This is a genomic window from Pseudomonas syringae (assembly GCF_002157375.1).
Taxonomy (GTDB): domain Bacteria; phylum Pseudomonadota; class Gammaproteobacteria; order Pseudomonadales; family Pseudomonadaceae; genus Aquipseudomonas; species Aquipseudomonas syringae_T.
Window position 1 is genome coordinate 205,809 of sequence record NZ_MTSA01000007.1, and the last position, 25,023, is coordinate 230,831.

Here is a 25,023-nt window from a genome sequence, read left to right on the forward strand (position 1 = left end):
GGATACACAAGCAGCCTGAAGGCGAGCGCAAAACTTTGCACGGCAGCGATAGGTTGAACAGAGACGTAAAAAGCCCTCGACACCTCGTTGCGTAGAAGATACGCCGAGCATTGCCGAGGGCTGTCGTACGTGCAGCTAAACGCCTGTTAACGAGCGATCGTCTGCGTCTTCACACCCGCTTCCAGCGCATTCGAACGACCGTAGATGTCTTCGAAACGCTCGATATCGTCTTCGCCCAGGTAGCTACCCGACTGCACTTCGATGATTTCCAACGGGATCTTGCCCGGGTTTTTCAGGCGATGGACCGAGGCGATCGGGATGTAGGTGGACTGGTTCTCGGTGAGCAGGAACACGTTGTCGTCGCAGGTCACTTGAGCCGTGCCCGAGACCACGATCCAGTGCTCGGCGCGGTGGTGGTGCATCTGCAGCGACAGGCAGGCGCCTGGCTTGACCGAGATGCGCTTGACCTGGAAGCGGCCGCCCATGTCGACCGAATCGTAGGAACCCCACGGACGATACACTTCGAGGTGGTTCTGGGTTTCGCTACGGCCACGCTCGTTCAGGGTGGCAACCATCTGCTTGACGCCCTGGACCTTGTCCTTGTGGGCAATCATCATGGCGTCCTTGGTTTCGACAACGACGATGTTGTCCAGACCGATGACCGAGACCAGTTTGCCGTTGCCGTGGATCATGCAGTTGCGGCTGTCCTGAATCACGACGTCGCCTTTGGTGACGTTGCCGTTGGCGTCTTTGGCATTGACTTCCCACAGCGACGACCAGCAGCCGACATCGCTCCAGCCAGCCGACAGCGGCACAACGCAGGCACGCTGGGTTTTTTCCATGACCGCGTAGTCGATGGAGTTGTCCGGGCAGCAAGCGAAGGTGGAAGCGTCGACTTCCAGCGCATCGTCATCCAGCACGCTGCGCTCGAGGGTCAGCAAGCAGGTGTCGTAAATGTCCGGATCGTGCTTTTTCAGTTCTTCCAGGAAGCGGCTGGCGCGGAACAGGAACATACCGCTGTTCCAGTAGTAACCACCGGCTTCGACGAATTCCTTGGCGCGTTTTTCGTCAGGCTTCTCGACGAATTGCGACACGCGGCTGACGCCTTCCGGCAGCAGAGCATCAGCGGTCGACTTGATATAGCCGTAGCCGGTTTCCGGCTTGTTGGCCGGTACACCGAATAGCACCATTTCGCCACGTTCTGCCGCAACAGTGGCCAGGGCCAGAGCGCGTTGCAGGGCTTTCTGATCTTCGATGACGTGGTCGGCAGGCAGAACCAGCATCAGACCGTCGTTGCCTTCGTTGACCAGTTTCATGGCAGTCAGCGCCACGGCCGGGGCCGTGTTGCGGCCGAACGGCTCCAGCAGGATGGACTGGGTTTTCAGGTTCAGTGCGGCCAGTTGCTCGTTGACGATGAAACGGTGGTCCTTGTTGCAGACCACGATAGGCTCCTGCATGCCCTCGAACACCAGACGCTCCAGGGTTTGCTGGAACAGAGTGTGGTCGCCGGTCAACGCCAGAAATTGCTTGGGAAACTGTTTACGCGAAAGCGGCCAGAGTCGTGAACCGCTACCGCCTGACAAGATCACTGGAATCATTTTATTTCTCCAATAGCATTCAATTTGGGCTGTACGAGATGTCTGTCGTTTCTGTCTTTTTCTTGTGCCGCGCCGGTCGGTTCATGGCCCATGCCTTGAACCGACCGTCATAATCCGTTTTAGCGGGTTGCAACCGGTGGCTTGACCCACACTGGCGAGAGGCTGCTGCCACTGCCGGTGATGTAGAGCACAGCGGCTTCGCCACGCTCCAGCGCCACAGGTTTCACATCGGTGACTTTCTTGTCGCCGTCGTACAGCGCCAGGCTGACCTTGACCGGGTTGATTTCACGCTCGCCGGTGCCCTTGGCCGCTACAGCCTTGACCACATCGGTCTTGCCATCAGCGGTTTTCAGGGTCAGTGCCTTGTCGCTCAGGTTCTGAACGCGAACCAGGGATTTCTGCTTGTTCTTGAACGGTGGTTCTTCGACCAGTTGCGGCTTGCCGCTGGCGTTGTTGACCAGGGTGTAATAGTGATCGCCTGCCAGTTTCACCGGCACGCTCTGGCTGCCCAGCTTGGCGGTGTAGTCGCCCTGTGGCATGAAGCTGAACGCCGTGCTGCCCAGTGGCGCCACTTCGTTGAGGTTGGTGTTGCCGACGCTGGCGCTGATTTCGCTGCTGCTGGCGTTGTAGACGCGAACAAACGTCGAGCCTTTCGGTGCAGTCGGGCCATACAGGGCGGAGTCACCGGCGAAAGCTTGCAGGGACATCAGGCCCAGGCCGGCGGCCAGTGCGCAGGTTTTGAACAGACGCTTGGTGGCAGAACGGTTAGCAGTCGTGTTGAAAGTCATGAGTCAGTCCTCTCAGTTTTGCGCCCGGTTGGGCGACTCGGATTGTTTGGCGTTGAGCGCCACATTTTCTTGGGTGTCACGCGACTTCTTCAGCTCGGCGATCCACTTGGGATCGAACTCGCCAAGGTCGTTGTGGGCCGGCAGGTAGCGCTCCGGGAATTCCCAGATCACCACTTGCGGCGGGGTGTTCTTGAACGCATCGGTCTGCAGGTACTTGAGCATCGGCAGGATCGGGCCGTGGCCGTCTTCCGCGTAGTTGACGACGTCACTGCGCAGCGCCTGCTTCAGGGCACCGACGAAGTTCCAGTTCGGGTTGGCGCTGTAGCTGGTGCCGACCAGACCCACCGGGATGTCGCTGTCCGCGAACAGCGCGTCATCGCCTGCGGCTGCGCCTGCTACCGGATCAGTGCTGCGTTTCTGCAACTCGTCAGGCTTGGGCAGCATGTTGCTGAACAGCGGGTCCAGTGGCAGGAAGGTCGTCAGGTCACCTTTGTAGGCTTCAGTGCCCTTGGCTTGTGTGACGAACTGCTCAGGTTCACCTTCCAGCGGCGTTTTCTGGGCAATCGCGGTGCTCAGTTGCTGCGCGGCTACTTCGGCGCCCATCGGCGTCCAGTGGGTGTCGGTGCGCAGGAACACCTGGCCTTGCTGCTTGGCCGCTTGCAGCGGGGCCAGCAGGTCCGGAGCAAAGATGCCGGCCTTGGCCACCTGCTCGTGGAACTGCTTATACAGGTCGACATGCAGGCTGGCAGGCTTGGTATCACCGATGTGTTCCGGGTACAGACGGGTTTTCGCCGGCACGATCGCCAGGACCAGTTTGGTGCCCTGTTTTTCCAGTGCGTCACGCACGCCCTGAATCAAGGCCAGGTTGTCCGCTTCGTTCTGTTCGCCATTGGCAACAGCGTCGAACTCTTCATCGGTGTACAACCACTGGTCTTTGCCCAGCACAACGCCTGGACGACCTTCGTTGAACAGTTTGAAGTCCAGTGCCGCCCAGAGGTTGGTGCCCAGACGCTTGATCGGGAACTCATCGTCATAATGAGTCTCCGCCGCCTTGGTCCACTTGCCGTTGAGCACGGTGGTCTCGGCCGATGTCGAGAAGTTGCTGAAACTGCGCAACGACCAGACGCCAAGGACCAACAGAATGCCCAGGAAGATGGCGATGTAGAGGATTCGTAATGAACGGGTCATGTCAGGCTCCTCAGAACTGGAAGTAAAGGAACGGCGAGAAGCTTTGCGCCGAAAGTTTGAGAATCGAAGCCACGAACAGCAGCAGGATCAGTGCGCGCATGGCGTAACGTGGCCAGTCAGCTTCCCAGTAAGCCGGTTGCACCTGGGCTTCGCTGCCCACGGTGTAGCCAGGAAGGTGCAGGCTGCCAGGCGCATCGCCAGGCACGGCTTTGATGGTGCCCGGCTGTGCAGTGGCAGGACCGTCGGCCTTGGCGCTCTTGCCAGTGTCTTTTTCGCGGTTCTGGTAGAAGTCACGCAGACCGAAGAACGCCAGTGTCAGGTAAGCCACCACCAGGGTTGCCACTTGCAGACCGGTCAGGCTGGCACGGTTGAGTTCGGACAGCTGCCATTCGCCGAAGCTGAACATGGCGCTGTACATGCGACCGGCCACGTGCAGGTTCTCGGCGCGGAAGATCACCCAGCCTACGACCACCAGCAGGAAGGTCAGTGCCCAGCGAATCGGGTTGAAGCTGTAAGGCTTGGTGTTGATGCCCACCGCTTTCTCGATGGCCAGCCACATGCCGTGCCATGCACCCCAGATGATGTAGGTGACGTTGGCGCCATGCCACAGACCGCCCAGCAGCATGGTCAGGAACAGGTTGCGATAAGTCGCGAACTTGCCGCCACGGTTGCCGCCCAGCGTGATGTACAGGTAGTCACGCAGCCAGGTAGACAGGCTGATGTGCCAGCGACGCCAGAACTCGGTGATCGACTGGCTGATGTAAGGCTGTTTGAAGTTTTCCATGAAGCGGAAACCCATCATCAAGCCCAGACCGATGGCCATGTCGCTGTAACCCGAAAAGTCGAAGTACAGCTGAGCGGTGTACGCCAGCGCGCCAAGCCAGGCATCGCCGGTGGTCGGGTTTTGCAGGGCGAAGCAGTGATCGGCAACCACTGCCAGGGTGTCGGCAATGAACACTTTCTTGATGAAGCCCTGCATGAATCGCGTGGCGCCCTCAGAGAACTTGTCCAGTGTGTGTGTGCGGTTGTTGAACTGATCGGCCAGGTCACGGAAACGCAACACCGGTCCTGCGATCAAGTGCGGGAAGATCGCCACGAAGGCCGCAAAGTCGATCAGGTTGCGGGTCGCTGGCGTGTCACCGCGATACACGTCGATGATGTAGCTGATGGACTCGAAGACATAGAACGAGATGCCGATCGGCAGCAGCACGTGAGTCAGGATGAACGGTTCCAGACCCATCGAGGTCATGGCCGCGTTGATGCTGTCCACACCGAAGTTGGCGTATTTGAAGTAGCCCAGAATGCACAGGTCCACAATCACGCCAAGCAGCAACCATTTCTGTGCCGGTTTGGTTCGTACACCGGCCGCGCCTACCTTGAGGCCGATCCAGTAGTTCCAGACCGTCACACCGATGAACAGCGCCAGAAAGTCCACACGCCACCAGGCGTAGAAGATATAGCTGGCAATCAGCAGCAGCAGATTGCGATAGCGTTGCCCGCTCAGGTAGTACAAGCCGAGAAAGATCGGCAAGAACAGGAACAGGAACACGTTGGATGAGAAAACCATCCTTATCTCTCCGTTGGTCCAACATTCAAGGGCTCAAAGCCCCCCCAAACCCCCCGTTGAAAAGGGGGGGTGAATCAGTTCACAGCGTGTTCGCGACGTTGATCAGACCAGATCCGGCTTTATGGATGCATTGCCTGGATGTGCGCCTTCGCGAGCACGCTCGCTCCCACAAAAAAACTCGGCGAATCACGAACCGTCGTTATCGCCCTTGTCGCCTTTTTCATGCGCAGGGTCGTAGACCTTGGTCAGGTCACCGCCCAGGCGGAATGTCTTGAAAGGCTGCTTTTCGTGTTTCTCTTCCAGGACATCCGGGCTGCACGAGTAGAGCGAGCAGTACGGTTCGAGCCAGGCGAATTTCGGGTCTTTCTTGAGGTCCGTCATGTCCTGTTTTTCGCCATTGTGCTCAGCGAATATCGAAGGATCCTTGACGCCGGCCAGAACCCGGTCACCCAGACGCTTCAAGGCACCGTTGTTTTCTGGACGCAAGTCCACACCGTTGGCCTGAGCGAAACTGGCGATCATTGCCAGCGGTGGCAGGGCGTAGTTGTGGTAAGACAAGGCACGTTGACGGCGCTTCATTTCGTTGGGCAGGAAGCCGTCCTTGTCCACCTGATTGGCGGCGACCTTGAACTCTTTGACTGCCCAGTCGAACAGGTCCTGGCGGTTGGTCGCGACGGCGGTTGCCATCACCGACCAGGCGGCCCAGTACGAGTGGTTGTTGATTTTTTCCAGCGGCAGATTGCTCCAGTCGCTGACCACCTGATCGGCCAGTTTGCTGAACCAGGTTTCGATGATCTTCGCTTCCTGCTGACGATTGGCCAGCGGATGCGAATCGGAGAACTTCAGGCGCAGGTAAGCGGAGGACATGCTGCCCAACGCCCATTTACGCATGGACTTGCCAGTGTGGTTGAACTCGCGGGACTCCAGCGCATCGGCCTTGGCCCAGGTGGTCATCATGTTCAGCGCGCAATCGAGCTGCTCGGGACGACCGTCGCGCATGTACTGCATCACGACTTTGCTGACGCCACGTTCAAGGTCGGTGATGTCCTTGGTCGCATCACGAAAGGCTTCTTCAGACACCGCATTGAGCGTCGCCCGCGCCTTGTCCGACCCTTCGTATTTGCTGCGGAAAACCAGCTTGTCGGTGTACGGTTTTGGAATGGCTTCACAGGTAAAGTTGTGATCGCCAGTCTTCATTTTCTCGATGGGCGCGTCATAGCCCTTGGGTGGAACCAGTGCTGCGGATGCGCCTGTGGCCCAGGCCATCGATGACAGGATTGCCATCGACAGCAGGGTAGGGCGGATCAGTTTAGGAGTCTGCATAAATCACCTCATAGTCCAGCTTGAGCGTTGTTTTTCGCATCGCTCGGGAACACGTTGCGTTTGCATACTTTGGCTTCGACTTTCTGTGGTGCTGCGCCTGCTTCCGGTCCCTGGATTTCCAGTGCCAGCAGCTGCTGGTCTGCCCAGTCCTCGTCTTCGCGTAGTTCGAAGGCAAAGCGTCCATCTGTGTCAGACGTTTCCGGTTTCTCGATCTTCAGGTCCTCGTGGCGACCGTTCATGTACCAGAGTCTGGCCTGAAGGGTTTTCACCGAGGTGTCATCGAAACGTATATCGATCTGGTTGCTGCCGTTACGGATGTTCTTGATGCCGTTCTTGCCGTTGACCAGAACTTCATTGGTGCCCGGCTTCAGGGTGGTGCTGGCGCTCATCACCGCAGGTTTGCCTTCGCAACCGTTGTCCAGCAGGGACATCATCTGGCGGTAGATGGTTTCCTGGTCCAGGCGATACAGCGGCGAGAATTCCCAGATGAGGATCTTCGGTGGACGCTTCTGGAAGTCTTCGCTGCCCAGGTACTGCAGCATCGAACCTTCCAGACCACCACCGGGGAAGGCCACGTTCAGCACATCGGCGCTGAGGTCTTCTTGCAGGAAGCCGCCGAAGTTGTAGTTCTTGCCACTGTGGCTGGTACCGACCAGGGTGATTTCCGGGTTGCCGGAATCGCCGAACAGGTCGCCGTCGCCGGCTTCACCTTTAGGCTCGGTGCTGAACTGGTCCATGTACTGCACGGCGTAGCTGGTGCCACACAGCTGGCCAGCCATGTTGTGCAGCGTACCGTTCTTGCCCATGCGTCCGGAGATGTGGCTTTCGAATTCACGCTTTGGAATGCTGGAATACGCCGGGATTTTCTTGACCGTCTCGGCCACGATTTTCGCGGTGCGTTGAGCGCCATACGGCGTCCAGTGCTGGTCACCGCGGAAATAGAAATCGTGTGCCTGCTGTTCGTTGGTCAGCGGCGCCAGGTCCGGAACCCAATAGCCCATCTTGCTGAAACGACCGAGCATGGCCTGATAGTTTTTCAGTGCCTTGTCGTAATCGAATTTGTCGCGATCAGCCGGGAACAATTTGTTGCGATCCACCAGACCGCGGGTCGGCTGATAGACCACGACCAGCTCGACGCCTTTGCTCTTGAACGCATCGTGCAGTTCTTTCATGCGGCGGTAGCCGGCAGGTGTTGTGTCGAACTCGGTACGCAGGTCTTCCTGAGTACGGAACAGCCAGTCGCCCTGAGCCTGAATCAGCGTGGTGAAGTTCTGCTGATAGCGCGTGGTGTAGTTTTTCGCGTCGTGCGCGGCCGGGCACAGGCTGCAGCAAGGCTCGGCCTTGAACACCGGCGCTTGCGAGTCGTCCGCGCGAGCAACACCGGCGGCGGCCATCAGCGCGGCGGTGAGGCTGGACAGGCTCAACAGCTTGATCAGATGTGCGTGCATAACAATACCCTTCCTCATTCCCGCAGCTCGGTCTGGCTTTCGACGGGGTCGATCAATACGGCTTTTTTCTGGCGTACCAACAGGTCGAGGATTTCGTCCTGGCGATCACCGAGGACGCCGTTGAGGCTGATACCGACTTCTTTGGTCGGCATCAGCATCGAGACGCGATACAGCTCGACGCTGAGCGGCGAGTCGATGGACAGCGGGCCAGAGCCGTTACCGGCCAGTTCGCCGCCGACCATGATCAGCGAAACCTGAGCGTCGAACGGGTCGAGCTCGATGTCGCGGTCGGTGTCGCTCAAGTCCTTGATGTGGCCGTAAACGCCCATCAGTCCGTTGGCGGTGGCCACGTTTTCATACAGTTTGATATTCACGCTGTTACGCACGCGGATACCGTGGCGGCGGTTGGCAATGACGCGATTGCCCCACAGCAGGTTGTTACCGCTTTCGTACAGGGTGATGCCGTCGGTATGGTTCTGATAGATCTCGTTGTACGCGACGATGTTGCCGACGCTGTTACGGTCAAGCACCACGCCGGACAGCTTGTTGTTGTGGCTCTTGTTGCGGAAGATGAAGCTGTTGTCCACTTCCCGGGAAATAATGATCCCGTGCTTCTTCTTGGTCCCGTAAACGTCGTTCTCGGCGATGATCAGACCGTGTGAACGGTCGTGCGGGTCAATGCCGTAAACGATGTTGTCGCGATAGGTATTGCCCTTGACCACGAAATCGCGGGTTTCATAGCAGTAGAAGCCGTACCACATGTCCGAGAACTCGGAATCGATGATCCAGCCGGTCGGTTCGGGACGCTTGAGCACTTTCGCGGTGTTAGGCGTGTACTGGGAAATACTGATCCCGTACGACTTGCTCTGGTCGTAGCCCATGCTTGCCATTTTGGTGTTGGCGATCCAGGTTTCCGAGCCGCCCCAGGTCAGCAGGAACGGGCGAAATTCATCAGGCTTGCGATAGGTCGCCAGGCTGTTGCGGGTTTCGCTCCAGGCGTTCACCTGAGTGTGGGTGATCAGCATCTTGCCTTCGCTGACGATGAACGAGCCTTTCTCCTGAGAAAGGCGCAATTCCTTGGTCTTGCTGTCGATCTCGAAGATCCCGGTCTCTTTGACCAGAATCGGCAGGCGCGCCACGTAGACACCCGGCGACACTTCGTTCAGGTACTGTTTCGGGACCTTTTTGGCCAGGTCCTGCAGGTTCACGTAGCCGTCGGAGATCATGATGGCTTCCGGGATACCCTTTTGCCGGGCAACCCATTCAGCCATCTTGTTGTCACCGCCGATGAATTCCTTCAGGCCGGTTTCTTCCATCATCCGCGAGACCGTGATCTTGCCCGGTTTGTTGCGCACGATCTTCTTCAGCGCCGCGTCTGCGGTGTAGCCGCTGAGGTCCGGGAGCACCGGCTTGGCCATTTCCAGCGGCTCGGTCGGCGGGCTGGTGATGGTGTAGGTCTTGGCCTGTTGCAATTCCTTGACCAAGTTTTTCGAGGACTCGGGTACGACAGGCGCATTGGCCAGCGCAACGCTGCTGGCCATCAGCAGGGCGCTGGTCAGCACTGCACTTTCGAGCAGGGCATGTGACCAGTTGCGACTGCGCCCGTTGCTAGCTTGACTGTTCATCTCTCGCACTCCTATGACGGTTCGCATCAGAAGCGCCAGATGACGTCGACAACAGCGCGGTGCATGTAGCTGTCCACGTTGCTCTGATACGCGTCGCCGGGCTTGAAGACACCTGCGCGCAAGCGCACCAGTGCCGAAGGTTCATCGAACGACTGGCTGAGCGAGGCAGGCAGCAGGCCTTGCTTGAAGTACTTGGTCACGACCAGGTCCATTTCCTGACCCAGGTCCTTGCTTCCGTCTTCCAGCGGCAGTGAGCTGAACGTACCGTTGTTGTTTTCGTTGACCGCGTTGATGCCCGAGCCGCCGATACCGGTGTTGCCGTCCACACGACGGAACTTGTGGTAGATCAGCGACGCGTCGTATTCCTCGTTCATCTGCCATGAGGCGAACAGCGAGCCGGTTTCCACGTTGGCCATTTCGCCCTGGAAGGCTTCACCGAAGCGATGGATACGCGAGCGGGTGCCGGTCCAGTTGGAACGGTTACTTTCCAGACCGTTTTGCACGTAGTCCTTGCTGGCGCGCGAGTAGGCCGCGCCCACTTGCCATTGCGGGTCAAGACGCAGGCGCAGGCCCAGGTCGGTGGCCCAGCCATTCATGTCACGGCTGTTCTTTTCACCGGCGATGAACTGGTCGTTGCCTGGCGAGGTGACGCCGATTTCGTCGCGCGTTCCGTCCAGCCAGGTCAGGCTGCCCCAGTAGTTGAGCTGATTGGCGTTGCTGCGATAGTTGTACGCATCGCTGTCGGCCTGCAGGCCCACCCAGGTCAGGTCGCCATTGGACGTCTTGTCCAGGTCATCAAGCACCTGGCCCTGCGACTTGAGCTTGCCGTCGTCAGCACTGTGGTGAGCGCGGATACCGGCCCAATGGCCAGGTGTCCACTGGTAGCTCACCGAACCGAACAGGTGCTTGCGGTCTTCGTCGTCAGGCGCCAGTTCGGTCAGGTCCGTGCGGTATTCGCTGAAACGCTGGGCAGCACCCAGTTCGGCGCGCAGCAGTGTGGTGTCGAACGACCAGTTGATCGCTTCGATGTTGGTGTCGTGCCATTGACCGTCGTCATTGCGCAGGCGCTGACGACCGACTTTCAGGATCTCGCCGGGGTAGGGCGTGAAACCGCTGTAGCCGATCCAGAATTCACGCAATGCCGCGTAGGTTTTCTTGGTCTCGCGCTCGCTGGCCGTGCCACGCGAGGTCTGGGTGCCGCTGCCGTCGCTGTTGCTCTGCTCCAGCGGGTCGGTCTGGATGATGTCGGTGGCGGTGACCACCTGGCCCATGGCGTAACCACTCCAGTCGCCACGCTCGCCGTACACCCAAGGGCGCAAGTCCAGGCCCACGCCGTTGACGTCGCCGCCTGAACGGGTGCCCAGATCGCGGTCATCCTCGGTCTGCGCCGTGGCCTTGATCTCGATGCCGAAATTCTGTTGCTCGGTCAGCGCTGCCAGCGTCGGGCAGGCCCACAACAGGGTGAAGCCAAGGCCCATGCCGGCGGCCATCAGGGGATTCAACTTCATAATGCTTCCTCACCGTCTTTTTCTTCTTGCAGGGCTTGTGTGGCCATCGCGTTCTGAGTGGCGGTAGCGCCCCGGACTTTTTGCTCGCGTGCCAACAGGTCTTTGGCGGTGGCGAGCTTTTCAGGCGGCAGTTGTGTGTTGAGGGCCTCGGCCAGCTCGGTGGCTTGCGGGGTCTGGCTGGTCAGCGCCAGTTGGGCAAATACCCAGGCGTTGACCGGATCCGGCATCGTGCCTTTGCCTTGGGAGAACAGTTGCGCGAGGGCGAAGTCGGCGCTGTTCTGGCCACCACGGGCGGCTGTCAGCAATTCGTCCACGGCTTTCTGTGAGTAGACCTGACCCAGGTAACCGCGACGGTAGATCTGGCCCAGGTAGTAATGGGCGGAGATTTCCGTTGCAGTGGCTTTCTTGAGGTGTTCCTCGGCCTTGGCTGCATCCGGCGTCACCCATTTGCCTTCGTAATAAAGGCGGCCCAACAGCAGCTCGGCGCGTGGCTGATCAGCCGCACGCCCGTTGTTCAGGTATTCCATCATCTTGTCGACGTCGCCCAGTTCGGGGAAGTCGTACAGCAGTTTGGCCAGTGTGACCCAGGAAATCGGGTAACCCGGCGCGATGCCTTCCAGCAGTTGTTGAGCGGTTTTTTCATCCGGCGTACCGATGGTGGAATCACCCAGTACACGCGCGACGCTGTCCACTCGCTGGGCGCTGACGCGACCGGCGGCGTGTTCGCTCTTGAGTTTTTCGATCAGTGCTGCCTGTTGCTCGGCCTGGCCGCGGGTCTGATAGACCGTGGCCAGTTCGACGTAGCAGATGTCAGTGGCCGACAGGGCCTGTTTGCAGATGCTCTCGACTTCGTCGAGGTGCTGAGCGTAGGTGCCTTGAGTGCGATACAGCAGCACCTGCGCCAGACCGGCTTCCGGATAACCGGCTGAACGCCATTCGCTGATCTTCTGTTGCGCGTTCACTTCAGGAAACGTGTGCGGGTATTGCAGGTACAGCATGGCCAGCGGTATCAGCGTGCCCGATTCGCCGTTGGCGAAGGCTTTTTTCAGCAGCGCTTCGGCTTCACGGTGTTCGGCTTCTGTGGCGTCGGGCTTGGCAGCCAGTAGACGACCCAGGCGCGATTGCGCCCGGGGAGAGGTCTGTGCAGCGGCACGGTAGGTGGCCTCGGCCTGCTTGAGCAGTGCCGGGTCGCGTGTGCTCACCTGAATGTCGGCCAGGCCGACCTGTGCATCGCTGTAGCCCAGGTCCGCCAGCTGCCGATAGTTCTGCTCCGCCAATGCAGTGTCGCCGTTTTTCAAGGCTTCATTGGCAAGGCGTTGATCAGGCAGGCCGGCACAGCCGCTGAGGCCGAGCGCGACGGCGAGGCTCAATAGCGTGGGGGTCGACAGGCGTCGTAGTGGGCTGTTCATGATTACAGGCCCGCAGCCATTGCTTTGTCGAGCAGCCAGTTCACGGAAGGACCGCGATCGCTGACCACTTCAACAGGACGGCCGGCCAGCGAGCTGCTCAGGGTTTCGTCAGGCTGGATCTGCACACGGATGTCAGTGGACAGGTCGGCATCGCTCAGGTTGGTGCTGCTGATGATCTTGCCGGTACGAAGCTTGTCTTCGCCTGCGATCTGGAAGCTGACACGGGTGCCTGGCTTGACGTCGTTGAACTGGCGGTAGGTGAAGCGTGCTTCAACGGTGGCCGGCGCGTTGCGCGGTACCAGCTGGAAGATCACTTGACCCTTGGACGCGAATTGACCGTCGGCAACCAGCTGACGACCGACAACGCAGTCACATGGGCTGGTGAGGGTGCCGCTCATTTGCTTGCCGTACAGCTCTTCGATCTTGGCCGGCTGCAGGTCTTCACCGGTCAGGCTGCCCTTGAGCATTTCCAGCATGCTGGTGTTGAAGGTTGCCAACGGTGCGCCTTTGGTGGCTTCGCCGTTCGGGCCGACCAGGCTCTGCACGGTGCCTTCGCGTGGCATGGTCACATCCATGCTCGGAATCGACACCAGACCGGCCGAAGCGTGGCTGACGAAATACAGACCGTAGACAGTCTTGAAGATGAAACCGAACGCAGCCAGGCCGACAATGAACACGCCGAGGCTGAAGGTCACAGCGCGCAGACGACCCATTGTCGACATGCCGCCGTCCTTGCCCTTGACCTTGCGTGCCTTGGTGAAGTTGTCACGTTGCAGCGTCGCAAGCACTTCGCCCAGGGTGACGACTTCGCCCGACAGGTGCGAGGTGATCAAGTGGCGCAGGGTGGCAATGTCCTGAGGCTCCAGATTCTGGAACTGGCAACCGATGCGGTTGCTGGCATTGTCGATGGAGCGCACTTGCAGATCGACGTCCATGGCCAGGCCAAGGTTGTCGATGATGAACTGCAGGCGTCCTTTTACAATTTGCCCTTCGGTGAATTTCTGCCCTGCCGGAGCAACGAAGCTCAGACCACCGGCCGACAGGTCTTCAATACGCACCAGCGGCGCGTTGGGCTGATCATTCAGCAGGCGCAGCTTGGCAGGAATCTTGATCCGGGCGTGTTGGCGCTGGGCTTCGGATTCATGTACGACGTTCGCATTCACGGCTGTATTCATGGCTATTTTTCCTACTTAAGCAATTAATCCGTTGGTCCGGTCAAACCATCGTCAACAGCACGGCGACGAAGATGGTGCCAGCCGAGAAAGTCATGGTTCGGGACGACCACGTGTTGAACCAGCCCTGAAAGCTGGCCATGTCGCGGCTGAGTTTTGTGTCCTGGCGCGTCCAGGACTGGCGGTCCAGGCGGAAGAAGACGTAAATCTTCATCAGGGCGCCGACGATCTGGTTGTAATAAAGAATCATCGGGTAGGCAGGCCCGATCCTGTGCCCCGAGAGGGACAGCAGCAGGGTCAGGATCAGACGGGTCATGCCGATCCAGAGCAGGTACATCAGCAAGAACGCGCCGCCATACTTGAAGCTGGCGATGAGGGCGACGGTCAGGCCGAGAATGGAGGTCCACATCGACACACGCTGATCGAACAGCACGATGCTGGTGAAAATCCCCAGACGACGAACGCCCAGGCCCAGTGCGCGCGAGTTCTGACGCAGGTTGTTGCCGTACCAGCGATACATCAGCTTGCGGCTGGCTTTCAGGAAGCTCTTCTCGGGCGGATGCTCGACGGTGTTGATCGCCGCATCCGGCACGTAGAACGTGTCGTAGCCCAGACGCATCAGGCTGAACCAGCTGGACTTGTCGTCACCGGTCAGAAACCTGAACGTGCCCAGACGCCAGTGGTTGAGCGAATCGCTTTCAACGTCTGCGATGAACTCGGGGTCGGTGACCACAGTGGCGCGGAACACCGACATGCGACCGGTCATGGTCAACACGCGCTTGGACAACGCCATCGAGCACATGTTGATGTGACGCTGAGCGAATCGCAGTTTGTGCCATTCGCTCATGATGTAGCCGCCGCGCACTTCGCAGAACTCGTTGGTGGTCAGGCCGCCAACGTTGTCGAACAGCTGGAACCAGGGCACGGTCTTGGCGACCACGCCTTCGTTGAGCACGGTGTCACCGTCAATCACGGCAACCACGGCGCGGCTGTCGGGCAGGTGACGTGAAATGGCGCGGAAGCCATACGCCAGGCCATCGCGCTTGCCGGTGCCCGGAATCCGCACGAAGTCCAGCTTGACGCGTTCAGGCGGATTGAACTTCGCCCACATGCTCTTGACCAGCAGCTCATCGGACATTTCCACCAGCGAGCAGACGATGGTAGTCGGCAGGCCGCAGTCGATGGCTTCGCGGATAACCGAGTTGTACACCTGAGCGGTGGTCAGTGCATCGATACGAAAGCTGGTGACCATCAGGAAGACATGGGATGGGTCTGCAGCGCTGCCCAGCTTGCGAACCTTGCGGCGCAAGTGCGGGTAAACGATGTACAGGAAAATCATCCCGCGCACGAAGTGCGTGATCCCCATCGAGTAACGCCAGATGCCGACGGCGCCAATCAGGAAGATAAAGTTCTTCGACTGTGAGTCGAAGATACTGGTGGGCAATGCGGTTGCAATGCCCATTAATAAACTCAGATAGAACAGCCAACCGGCGGCCTGTAACAGGCCGTGCTTGAGCCTCTGCATAATCTGTATCCCTAAGTCAGTTGCAAGCCTCAAGCCCCAGGCTGCAAGCAGTTGGCTTGAGCTTGTGGCCTGGAGCTTGGCGCTTGTGGCTTGCGGCTGATTTACCAGCAGATACCTTCGGCACGACCGTCTTCGGTGGTGGCATTGGACATGAAGCCCACCAGGTCGATCACGCGCTTGCCTTCAGGGGTCTTGTTGGCGAGGGCGCGGAAACGCTCGTCGCGGTTGCCCAGGATGATCACGTCAGAGTCATTGATGACTTGGTCGAAGTCCGAATTCAGCAGCGACGATACGTGCGGAATCTTGGATTCGATGTAGTCCTTGTTGGCACCGTGAACGCGTGCATATTCAACGTTGCTGTCGAAGATGCTCAGGTCAAAGCCCTTGCCGATCAGCATTTCGGCCAGCTCTACCAGCGGGCTTTCGCGCAGGTCGTCAGTACCGGCCTTGAAGCTCAGGCCCAGCAGGGCAACCTTGCGGCTGTCGTGGCTGGCAACCATGTCGAATGCGTTCTGCACTTGCGACGTGTTGCTGCGCATCAGCGAGTTGAGCAGAGGGGCTTCAACGTCCAGCGCACCGGCACGGTAGGTCAGGGCGCGAACGTCTTTCGGCAGGCAGGAACCGCCGAATGCGAAACCTGGGCGCATGTAGTACTGGGACAGGTTCAGTGCCTTGTCCTGGCAAACCACGTCCATCACTTCACGGCCATCGACGCCGACTGCTTTGGCGATGTTGCCGATTTCGTTGGCGAAGGTCACTTTGGTGGCGTGCCACACGTTGCAGGTGTACTTGATCATTTCGGCAACGGCGATGTCCTTGCGGATGATCGGTGCGTCAAGCTCTTCGTACAGCGATTGCAGAACGTCGCCAGACGCTTTGTCGAATTCGCCGATGACGGTCATCGGTGGCAGGTCGTAGTCCTTGATCGCGGTGCTTTCACGTAGGAACTCAGGGTTTACGGCAACGCCGAAGTCAACACCGGCTTTCTTGCCGGAGCAGTCTTCCAGGATCGGGATAACGACATTGGCCACCGTGCCCGGCAGAACGGTACTGCGAACAACGATGGTGTGGCGGGTGGTTTTGTCGCGCAGAACATAACCGATTTCGCGGCAAACGGATTCAATGTAATCCAGTTCCAGGTCGCCGTTTTTCTTGCTGGGCGTACCGACACAGATCATCGACAGGTCCGTGGCGCGAATGGCTTCTGCGAAGTCGGTAGTGCCGCGCAGTTTGCCGGTGGCGAGGCCTTTTTGCAGCAGTTCTTCCAGACCCGGTTCAACAATAGGCGACTTGCCGTTATTGATCAGATCGATCTTGGTACTGGAAATATCCACGCCCACTACGTCGTGGCCACGTGCAGACAGGCAACCGGCACAAACGGCACCGACATAACCCAAACCAAATATGCTGATACGCATCGTATTCTCCTCGATTTTTCACGCCATAAAGTGGCTGGATATAAATTTTTGCCAGCAGGTATCACACGTCAGCGAAGACGGCTTAATAAGCCGTTCAACTAACGCAGGCAGAGTTAATGAGTGAGTGCCCAAACAAGCGAGGCGAACTCAAATGACACTAAGTGCAAGCGGCAAGTGTCCTGTCCGGCGGGCAGGGCCCTGCTCTCCTTGGATGTAGTAAACCACTCCTTGTCTGACGATCGATGGCGGACCTCGGTCGGAAAGCCTCTGGCCAGAGCCGTGGCGTCCCCTGTCGAATCCTGCGCATCCCGCCTGCTCGGCGTTTCGTCTGTCTACCAACATCAACTAGTGATGTGAGTCTGATTCCGTGTACCGGGGCCGACAAGGCTCAAGCTTCCTGGTCGGTAAGTCCCCGATTTACCTGGCACCCTGTAAGTGATCTCTTACAAGGCAGCCCTGAATTGTTACGGGATGTAGGAGCGTATGAATTCCTATTTAGTTCCTGGCCGCTCGTCCTGATTTACACATTTTGATGTGTCAGCGCTGTGACAAAGGCTTGGGCGCTAGGTTGGAACTTTTCCTGAGGGCCTTGTTTTACAAGGGGTGCATGGGGGGAGGTGTGGAAGTGCTACTACACTGAAAAACCAAAAGGCCACTACTTAAAAAAATTGATTATTTTTTGAAGAAAAAATCCTCGGCCGCGGGACGGTTTTATTTTGACGATTCCTTGGCGTCACGAAGTTGTCATTGCGGGTTCGTTACAGCGGATTGAGGGTGTGTAACAGTCGCCTGTTACACAATCTTGACGCCCTTAGTGCTCGGGGGTATCGCGCAGAAACACCAACTTGTCAGGTGTCGACTGTTCGCGGTTGTAACGATAGCCCTGCACGTCGAACTCCGTTAACGCTGCGGGCGTGTTGATCTGCTCTTCGATAACAAAGCGGCTCATCATGCCGCGCGCTTTCTTGGCATAGAAGCTGATGATCTTGTACTGACCGTTCTTCAGGTCCTTGAACTCGGTGTCAATGATCCGGGCCTTGAGTGCCGAACGCTTGACCGCCGAGAAATACTCGGTAGACGCCAGGTTCAGCAGCAGGTCGTCGCCCTGGTCTGCCAGTGCCTCATTAAGCCATTCGCTGATCCGTGTGCCCCAGAACGCATACAGGTCCTTGCCGCGGGCATTGGCCAGCCGCGTGCCCATCTCCAGACGATAAGGCTGCATCAGGTCCAGCGGGCGCAACAGGCCGTAAAGGCCGGACAGCATCCGCAGATGATTCTGGGCATAGTCCAGTTGCGCATCGCTCAGCGTCTCGGCCTGCAGGCCGGTGTAAACATCGCCCTTGAATGCCAGCAGCGCCTGTTTGGCGTTGTCGGGCGTGAAGGCCGGGTCCCAACTGCCAAAGCGTGCCGCGTTCAGCCCGGAAAGCTTGTCGGACAGGTGCATCAGTTGTCCGATCTGCGCAGGTGTCAGCTCCCGCAACTGAGTGATCAGTTCCTGAGAGTGGTCCAGATACTGCGGCTGAGTGAAGCGCGCGGTGGTGGGTGGCGTCTCGAAATCGAGTGTTTTCGCTGGGGAAATCACCATCAGCATGAAGTCGTCTCCTTTGATCGTTGTGCGATTCTAGGGGTTGATGCGCGCTGACTCCAACTATCATGGCCATAGAAAGCGGTGCCTTTGCTGACGCAGTACGGATGGGCGGTTGTCTGCATGTCGACATAAGAAGCCGTGGCCATATCAGCTATAGTGGCGCGCCGGTCATCGGCCAGGGTTGATCAAGAGGGCGTCGGGTTTGCGTATCGTTTTAGCAGTGTGTGCGAGTCTGCTGTGGCTTCAGGCTCAGGCGGCAGCGCCGGTCATCGCCACCATCGACCGTAGCGTATGGCCTGAGCGTCTGGAAACACCGGGTTTGTTCGACGTGGCGTCGCGTGCGGAAATTCTCGCGTTCGCCCATGAACTGTACTTGAGTGAAAAGCTGGGCGAGGAGGGGCTCAAACAGCGCCTCGGGCTGCGGTTCGTCAACGTGCCATCCCTGAACGTCGTGCGTCATCGCCTGTGGCTGCGTCTGCTCGAGAACTACCAGGCCGCACAGAAGAGCTGTGAGGAAGATGCCAACTTCTGCGTACTGGTCGAGGACATGGATCAGCTTCGCCAGCGTGCCGAGGAATACCAGGTGTCGAACGACTCGTTCTACGCCAACTGGGCCGGCCCCGGCGCGTTGTTTCACCGTCGCTACCTCGATGAGCTGTTGTTCATGGCTGCGCTGTTCCCGCAGACCAGCAGTGAGATCGAGCGTTACAACTCCGATGAGATGAGCGGCGACGAGATGCCTGATCGTACGTTCATGCTCAATTTCGAAAGCGGCCCCAGCCCGGCGGATGGCGGGACGGACTGGCTGGCCGACTTCATGCGGCAACAGAAAATGACCGCCACCTTCTTTGTACTGGGCAAGAGCCTTCAGGAGCGCCTCGACAGCAGCTCGGCTGCCGGCCTTCAAGCGCTTTACCGCCAGCAGTGCGTCGGCATTCAAGGCTGGGAGTATCGCTCGCACAGCCAGTGGCTGGACTGGCAGGATTCCATTCTGCGTAGCGCTGCACTGGTGCAGCGTGTGCTGCCGGATAACGTCGTGCCGTTGTTTCGCCCGCCTTACGGCCACCGTCGTGCCGACAGCGGCGACTTCTTCCGCGCCCAGCATTTGCGGGTGTCGTTATGGAATATCGATGCGCAGGATGATACGGGCCGGCTGACGGCAGAACAGGTCAGCGACCGGGTACTGACCCTTATGCTGCTCTGGCGTAAAGGCACCGTCGTGTTCCATGACGTGGCCAACAAGGCGCAATCTGCCTTGCCGTTGTTGCTGGCCAACACGGCGCAAAGCGAATTGATCTGGGATGACTGCCGAAATATCTCTGAAGCGCCCGTAGAACAAGGGCTGGAGAGTCGCGAAGAAGCTGTGCCCGAGGGGGAATGAAGGCAGATTCGGCGTGGGCGGACTTCCGACTTTAAACGTGCGGTGAACGTCCGCCAAGTCCTATTCGTCAGCCTGTGAAATAAACTTCAAAAAACGGTCAAAGTGCTTTTTTCTGTCATCCCTTTTGCTGTATTACGAATACAGACCGCCGAAACCTGCAACACAGGTGGCGTCTTCCAAGACCCACCTTGAGCGACATTTCTACCCTGCCTGAAGGGAAGAATCCGGCGGCCTTTTCGTGGCGCAGCACTGTCGTGGTTCTGCGTCGCCCGGCTTTTAAAAAGGTGAGCGAGTATGGATGATCACGGACGCACCCCCTCTACTAACCAGCCAATCCTTTACGTGCTCGATACCAACGTATTGATTCATGATCCAAACGCGCTGCTGAATTTCGAAGAACACCACGTCGCCATTCCCATGACTGTCCTGGAGGAGCTGGACAAACTGAAAGCCGGTAAACACTCGGTGGCCGCCGAGTGCCGTCAGGCCATTCGTCTGATCGACAAGACCCTGGGTGAAGCCTGCCCTGAAGAAGTCGAAAAGGGCGTCCCCATTGATCGCGGAACCGGTGTGTTCAAAGGCTTTCTGTCCATTCTGATGAGCAGGCGCGAGGAACCCAACAGTCTGTTGCCCGAGCACCTCAACGACAACATCATCATCAACCAATTGATCGACCTGCACGCGCGCAACAAGGACTTGAGCGTCGTACTGGTGACCAAAGACATCAACATGCGCCTCAAGGCGCGTGCCTGCGGCATTGCTGCCGAGGATTACAGCACCGACCAGTTGGTGGACGACGTCTCGATGTTGTCCCGTGGCTACCATGACATGACCGGTTCGTTCTGGGACCGCGTCAACAAGGTCGATACCCGCCAGGAGCGTGGCCGTACCTGGCATCGGGTGCAGCTCAATGAAATGCTTCCGGCTGTTCACATCAACGAGTTCATCGTCGATGAGCAGGGTTTCGTGGGCTGGATCAAGGGCGTCAAGAATGATGAGCTGCTGATTCTGGACATGCACCAGGAACCGTTGCTGCATCAGGAAGCCTGGGGCCTGAAACCGCGTGATATCTATCAGGGGCTGGCGCTGTTTGCCTTGCTCGACCCGGACATTCACCTGGTCAACCTGTCGGGTGCTGCCGGTTCGGGTAAAACCATCCTGGCACTCGCCGCTGCCATCGAACAGACCATGGTCACCAAGCGTTATCGTCGCATCATCGCCACCCGCAGCGTTCAGGGTCTGGATCAGGAAATCGGTTTCCTGCCCGGCACCGAGGCGGAAAAAATGGAGCCTTGGCTCGGCGCGATCACCGATAACCTCGAAGCCCTGCACATGGACGATGAAAACACGCATGGCAGCGTCGACTACATCCTCAGCAAGGTGCCTCTGCAGTTCAAATCCCTCAACTACATTCGAGGTCGCAGCTTCCAGCAGAGCCTTATCCTGATCGATGAGTGCCAGAACCTGACCCCGCACCAGATGAAAACCATCATCACCCGTGCCGGTGCCGGTTCCAAAGTGGTCTGCCTGGGCAACCTGGCGCAGATCGACACCCCTTACCTGTCAGCCACCAGTTCCGGCCTGACCTACCTGACGGAGCGTTTCAAAGACTTCCCGAACGGCGTACACATCACCCTGCAAGGTGTGCCACGCTCGATACTGGCCGAATACGCGGAGAGTCATTTGTAAATCTGATGCAAGCGGGGAGCCCATGCGTAAATGGGTTCCTTGCCTGCAAGTTATGATGCTGTCCTTTTATACCCATAAATGACTCATCGCCCGAAACACAGCCTTCCTGCGGACACCCATGAGCTTTGGCAGGAGCTAACTTGTTCGCGAAGAGGGCGGTGCGGTCGATGCATTTCCTGCGTCAAGCCTGCGCATGAAGCCAGGCGCGAGTAGCTTATAGCGTGTAACAGCCACACCCTCTACACTTCTTGCTTCTGCCAAGGAGTAACGTTGTGCTCACTCATCTCGATTCCCAAGGTCGCGCCAATATGGTCGACGTCACTGATAAAGCCGTGACGTCCCGTGAGGCTGTGGCTGAAGCGTTGGTGCGGATGTTGCCCGCCACGCTGGAAATGATTGTCAGCGGTGGTCATCCCAAAGGGGATGTGTTTGCGGTTGCGCGTATTGCCGGTATTCAGGCGGCCAAGAAAACCAGTGATCTGATACCGCTGTGCCATCCGCTGATGCTGACCAGTGTCAAGGTCCATCTGGCCGCCGAAGGTGACGATGCCGTGCGCATCACTGCGAGCTGCAAGCTGGCCGGGCAGACCGGTGTCGAGATGGAGGCGTTGACGGCTGCCAGCATTGCGGCGCTGACGATCTATGACATGTGCAAGGCGGTGGATCGCGGCATGGTCATCGAGTCGGTCCGGCTGCTGGAAAAACTCGGCGGCAAGAGCGGTCACTTCATCGCCGACGCGACGCAGGCAACGCCATGAAGGTTCAGGTTCAGTACTTTGCCCGCTATCGCGAAACGTTGGGCCTGGACAGCGAGTCTGTCGAAGGCGAGTTCGTCACGCTGGAGGCGCTGCGTCAATCGCTGCTGCAGCGCGGTGAGGCCTGGCAGGTTCTGGCCGAGCAGAACCTGATGTGCGCTCGCAATCAGGAGCTGTGCAAGCTGACCGAGCCGCTGCTGGATGGCGATGAAGTCGCGTTCTTTCCACCGGTCACCGGAGGCTGAGCATGGCGATTCGTGTGCAGGCGGCTGCGTTCGACCCCGGCCATGAAGTCAACGCGCTGCACGCCGCGCAGCTCGGCATCGGTGCGGTGGTGAGCTTTGTCGGTTATGTGCGTGACTTCAATGAAGGCCGCGAGGTGTCCGGCATGTTTCTGGAGCATTACCCGGGCATGACCGAAAAGGCGCTGGCGAAGATCGTCGAAGAAGCCGAGCAGCGCTGGCCATTGCTCAGGCTCGACGTGCTGCACCGGATCGGTGCGCTGGAGCCGGGAGAACCCATCGTTTTCGTGGGCGTTGCCAGCGCTCATCGGCAGGCCGCGTTCGAGGCCTGCGATTTCGTCATGGACTACCTCAAGACCCGTGCGCCGTTCTGGAAGCGTGAAAACACGTCCGAAGGCCCGCGCTGGGTAGAAGGCCGTCACAGCGATCACCTTGCGGCTGATCGCTGGACATGACCCTCAGGCGTTGCTGCGTACTACCGCGCGCAGCAAATGGGTCGGCGGTGTTTCACAACTGATCTTGCGGCCCAGTTTTTCTTCGATGGCGGGCAATTGATACGAGTCGTCTTCGCCCGCAAAGCTGATCGACACACCGTCGGCACCCGCACGGCCGGTACGGCCGATGCGGTGTACGTAGTCGTCCGGCACTTCCGGCAGGGTGAAGTTGATCACGTGGCTGATGCCGTCGATGTGAATGCCCCGACCGGCCACGTCGGTGGCGACCAGTACGCGAATCTTGCCTTCGCGGAAACCTTCGAGGGTCTTGATGCGTTTGTGCTGAGGCACATCGCCCGACAGTTGGGCGGCGTTGACGCCGTCGCGCACCAGGCGCTCTTCGATACGACGGACTTCGTCCTTGCGGTTGGCAAAGACCATGACCCGTTCCCAACCGTTGTCGGTGACCAGGTTGTAAAGCAACTTGTATTTGTCGGCACCGGCCACCGCATAGATATGCTGCTCGACGTTATCGCTGGCCACGTTCAGCGATTCGATCTCGACGATGGAAGGGTCGGTCGTCCACTGTTTGGCAAGGTTCATCACGTCTTCGGTGAAGGTCGCGGAGAACAGCAGGGTCTGGCGTTCACCCTTGTGCGGCGTCTGCCGGATGATCTGACGCACCTGCGGGATGAAACCCATGTCCAGCATGCGGTCGGCTTCGTCGAGCACCATCACTTCGACCATGTCCAGATGCACTTCGCCGCGCTGGTTGAAGTCCAGCAGACGGCCCGGCGTGGCGACCAGAATGTCGCAATGCCGCGCTTCAAGCTGCTTGAGCTGTTTGTCGAAGTCCATGCCGCCGACGAACGTCATGACGTTCAGGTCGGTGTACTTGGTCAGGTCGGCGGCGTCCTTGGCGATCTGCACCACCAGTTCGCGGGTGGGCGCGATGATCAGTGCGCGCGGCTCGCCCATGTAGCGCTCGGCCGGCGGAGGCGTCTGGGTCAACTGCTCGATGATCGAGATCAGGAAGGCCGCGGTCTTGCCGGTGCCGGTCTGGGCACGACCGATCGCGTCCTTGCCCTTGAGGGTGTAACCCAGCACACCGGCCTGGATGGGCGTGCAGTATGGAAAGCCCAGGTCCTGAATCGCGTGCATCAGTTCGGGTGCAAGGTTGAAATCATGGAAGCGGGTCTTGCCTTCCTGAGGTTCGACGACAAAGTCTTCGAGTTTCCAGACCGGTGCGGGCGGCTTGGCCACGCGCTCACGACGCGGGCGCTCGGCCCTTGGCTTGTCGGCACGCGGCGCTCTGACTGTGGCGGACTCGGCGACGGTATCCAGCGCCTGAGGCTGGACAGCATGATCCGGTGGGTCGCCTTTGACAGGCGCAGGGGAGGCGGGGATGGAGGCTATCGGCGAAGGCGCGTGCTGTTCAGCCTCGCTTTTACCGAACATCTTTTTTAGTGCTTTGAGCACGGTCTTCTCGTCAATTGGTTAAGGAATGTACGCCGGGCAGTGTAAAGCAAGAACCGTGCTCGGCGTAGTGCCATCCTTGGCGAGCTACATAAGCGGTCTGTCCAGAAGGCAAAAGCCCGGTCTTAACGAAGCTTTTCAGCGAGCCAGACGCCTATGTCACGAATTTCTTCCGGTAACACTTGATGGCCCATTGGGTATTCCTGCCATTGTGCGGTTACACCCTGAGCCTTGAGATGCTCGTAAGCGGTCCTTCCCATCGCATTGGGGACCACTTCGTCATGCTGGCCGTGCAGGCAGTACGCCGGCGTGCGCTGCTGACTGGCCGACAATTGCATCTGGTCGCTGAATGTCGGGGCATAAGTGGAAAGAGCCAGTACGCCGCCCAGCGGACCTTGCCAGCGCTTGTAGCCGGCGTGTAACACCACAGCGCCGCCTTGAGAAAAGCCTGCCAGAAATATCCGTGCCGGGTCGATGCCGCTGTCGCGTTGCTGTTCGATCAGGTCCACCACACTCTGCGCCGAGGCTTCCATCTGATCGTGATCAATGGCCCGGGCCTCGCTGCTCATGGCCTTGATGTCATACCAGCTCGGCATTTCATAACCGCCGTTGACCGTGACCGGGCGTGTCGGGGCCTGTGGCAGGACAAAGCGGGTGGTTAGCAGCGACTCCTGCAAAGCCTCGGCAATCGACAGAAAGTCGTACCGGTCGGCGCCCAGCCCATGCAGCCAGATAACGCACGCGTCTGCGGTGCCTGAAGGTTGAATGACCAAGGGTTCGCTCATGACTGCTCCATTTGTGTGCGCCGGCTCGTTTTGAGCGCTTTAATAAGGTGCGCAGGTAGATTAAAAATGAAAGAAGATGTCGCAAGGTTACAAGTTTTTGTCTT

20 protein-coding genes are annotated in these 25,023 nt (G+C 58.7%); 5 read left to right on the forward strand and 15 right to left on the reverse strand.

Annotation, left to right across the window (positions count from 1 at the left end):
* Positions 1–146: 146 nt before the first annotated feature.
* The 13 genes from BW686_RS11095 to yaaA all read right to left on the reverse strand — a co-directional run bounded on the left by BW686_RS11095 (position 147) and on the right by yaaA (position 18,160).
* Positions 147–1,598 (reverse strand): mannose-1-phosphate guanylyltransferase/mannose-6-phosphate isomerase, encoded by a 1,452-nt coding sequence (locus tag BW686_RS11095; RefSeq protein WP_084916553.1) that lies wholly within the window; start codon positions 1,596–1,598, stop codon positions 147–149.
* 119 nt (positions 1,599–1,717) lie between these two features.
* The gene (locus BW686_RS11100) at positions 1,718–2,386 is read right to left on the reverse strand and encodes an alginate O-acetyltransferase AlgF (protein WP_084916555.1); all 669 of its coding nucleotides are present in this window, start codon (positions 2,384–2,386) and stop codon (positions 1,718–1,720) included.
* Between the two features lie 12 nt (positions 2,387–2,398).
* A complete protein-coding gene (locus BW686_RS11105) occupies positions 2,399–3,574 on the reverse strand; it encodes an alginate O-acetyltransferase (protein ID WP_084916558.1) in 1,176 nt (391 codons plus the stop codon).
* A 10-nt stretch (positions 3,575–3,584) separates the two neighbouring features.
* Positions 3,585–5,141 carry an MBOAT family O-acyltransferase gene (locus BW686_RS11110; RefSeq protein ID WP_084916560.1) on the reverse strand — a complete coding sequence of 519 codons (1,557 nt, stop codon included), beginning with the start codon at positions 5,139–5,141 and terminating at the stop codon, positions 3,585–3,587.
* Positions 5,142–5,327: 186 nt separating this feature from the next.
* Positions 5,328–6,464: a mannuronate-specific alginate lyase gene (locus tag BW686_RS11115; protein WP_084916563.1), complete on the reverse strand. Its 1,137-nt coding sequence runs from the start codon at positions 6,462–6,464 to the stop codon at positions 5,328–5,330.
* An 8-nt stretch (positions 6,465–6,472) separates the two neighbouring features.
* Complete coding sequence (locus BW686_RS11120; protein WP_084916565.1) at positions 6,473–7,912, reverse strand: alginate O-acetyltransferase AlgX-related protein; 1,440 nt, start codon at positions 7,910–7,912, stop codon at positions 6,473–6,475.
* A 14-nt stretch (positions 7,913–7,926) separates the two neighbouring features.
* Positions 7,927–9,537: a mannuronan 5-epimerase AlgG gene (gene algG, locus BW686_RS11125; RefSeq protein WP_084916568.1), complete on the reverse strand. Its 1,611-nt coding sequence runs from the start codon at positions 9,535–9,537 to the stop codon at positions 7,927–7,929.
* Positions 9,538–9,563: 26 nt separating this feature from the next.
* The gene (locus BW686_RS11130; protein ID WP_084916571.1) at positions 9,564–11,045 is read right to left on the reverse strand and encodes an alginate export family protein; all 1,482 of its coding nucleotides are present in this window, start codon (positions 11,043–11,045) and stop codon (positions 9,564–9,566) included.
* On the reverse strand, positions 11,042–12,454 hold the full coding sequence (algK, locus tag BW686_RS11135; protein ID WP_084916574.1) for an alginate biosynthesis TPR repeat lipoprotein AlgK: 1,413 nt from the start codon (positions 12,452–12,454) through the stop codon (positions 11,042–11,044). Before algK ends, BW686_RS11130 begins: the two co-directional genes overlap by 4 nt.
* A gap of 2 nt (positions 12,455–12,456) precedes the next feature.
* Positions 12,457–13,629: an alginate biosynthesis protein Alg44 gene (locus tag BW686_RS11140; RefSeq protein ID WP_084916577.1), complete on the reverse strand. Its 1,173-nt coding sequence runs from the start codon at positions 13,627–13,629 to the stop codon at positions 12,457–12,459.
* Between the two features lie 40 nt (positions 13,630–13,669).
* The gene (gene alg8 / locus BW686_RS11145) at positions 13,670–15,151 is read right to left on the reverse strand and encodes a mannuronan synthase (protein WP_084916578.1); all 1,482 of its coding nucleotides are present in this window, start codon (positions 15,149–15,151) and stop codon (positions 13,670–13,672) included.
* Positions 15,152–15,252: 101 nt separating this feature from the next.
* Positions 15,253–16,569, reverse strand: a complete 1,317-nt coding sequence (locus tag BW686_RS11150; RefSeq protein ID WP_084916580.1) for a nucleotide sugar dehydrogenase — start codon at positions 16,567–16,569, stop codon at positions 15,253–15,255.
* An 811-nt stretch (positions 16,570–17,380) separates the two neighbouring features.
* A complete protein-coding gene (yaaA, locus tag BW686_RS11155; RefSeq protein ID WP_084916583.1) occupies positions 17,381–18,160 on the reverse strand; it encodes a peroxide stress protein YaaA in 780 nt (259 codons plus the stop codon).
* 199 nt (positions 18,161–18,359) lie between these two features.
* Here yaaA and BW686_RS11160 point away from each other — a divergent pair, with 199 nt between their 5' ends.
* From BW686_RS11160 to moaE, 5 genes are all read left to right on the forward strand, one after another.
* Positions 18,360–19,538 carry a polysaccharide deacetylase family protein gene (locus BW686_RS11160; protein ID WP_084916586.1) on the forward strand — a complete coding sequence of 393 codons (1,179 nt, stop codon included), beginning with the start codon at positions 18,360–18,362 and terminating at the stop codon, positions 19,536–19,538.
* Positions 19,539–19,832: 294 nt separating this feature from the next.
* Positions 19,833–21,227: a PhoH family protein gene (locus BW686_RS11165; protein WP_084916588.1), complete on the forward strand. Its 1,395-nt coding sequence runs from the start codon at positions 19,833–19,835 to the stop codon at positions 21,225–21,227.
* A gap of 272 nt (positions 21,228–21,499) precedes the next feature.
* Positions 21,500–21,985 carry a cyclic pyranopterin monophosphate synthase MoaC gene (moaC, locus tag BW686_RS11170; protein ID WP_084916591.1) on the forward strand — a complete coding sequence of 162 codons (486 nt, stop codon included), beginning with the start codon at positions 21,500–21,502 and terminating at the stop codon, positions 21,983–21,985.
* Entirely contained in the window at positions 21,982–22,227 is a 246-nt protein-coding gene (gene moaD / locus BW686_RS11175) for a molybdopterin converting factor subunit 1 (RefSeq protein ID WP_084916594.1), read from the forward strand. The genes moaC and moaD overlap by 4 nt, the downstream gene beginning before the upstream one ends.
* Positions 22,228–22,229: 2 nt before the next feature.
* Positions 22,230–22,679 (forward strand): molybdopterin synthase catalytic subunit MoaE, encoded by a 450-nt coding sequence (gene moaE, locus BW686_RS11180; protein ID WP_084916597.1) that lies wholly within the window; start codon positions 22,230–22,232, stop codon positions 22,677–22,679.
* Positions 22,680–22,682: 3 nt separating this feature from the next.
* Here moaE and rhlB read toward each other — a convergent pair whose 3' ends face one another.
* Together rhlB and BW686_RS11190 are read right to left on the reverse strand one after the other, a co-directional pair.
* Positions 22,683–24,137 (reverse strand): ATP-dependent RNA helicase RhlB, encoded by a 1,455-nt coding sequence (gene rhlB, locus BW686_RS11185; RefSeq protein WP_084916600.1) that lies wholly within the window; start codon positions 24,135–24,137, stop codon positions 22,683–22,685.
* A gap of 122 nt (positions 24,138–24,259) precedes the next feature.
* Entirely contained in the window at positions 24,260–24,919 is a 660-nt protein-coding gene (locus BW686_RS11190; protein WP_084916603.1) for an alpha/beta hydrolase, read from the reverse strand.
* Positions 24,920–25,023: the final 104 nt, after the last annotated feature.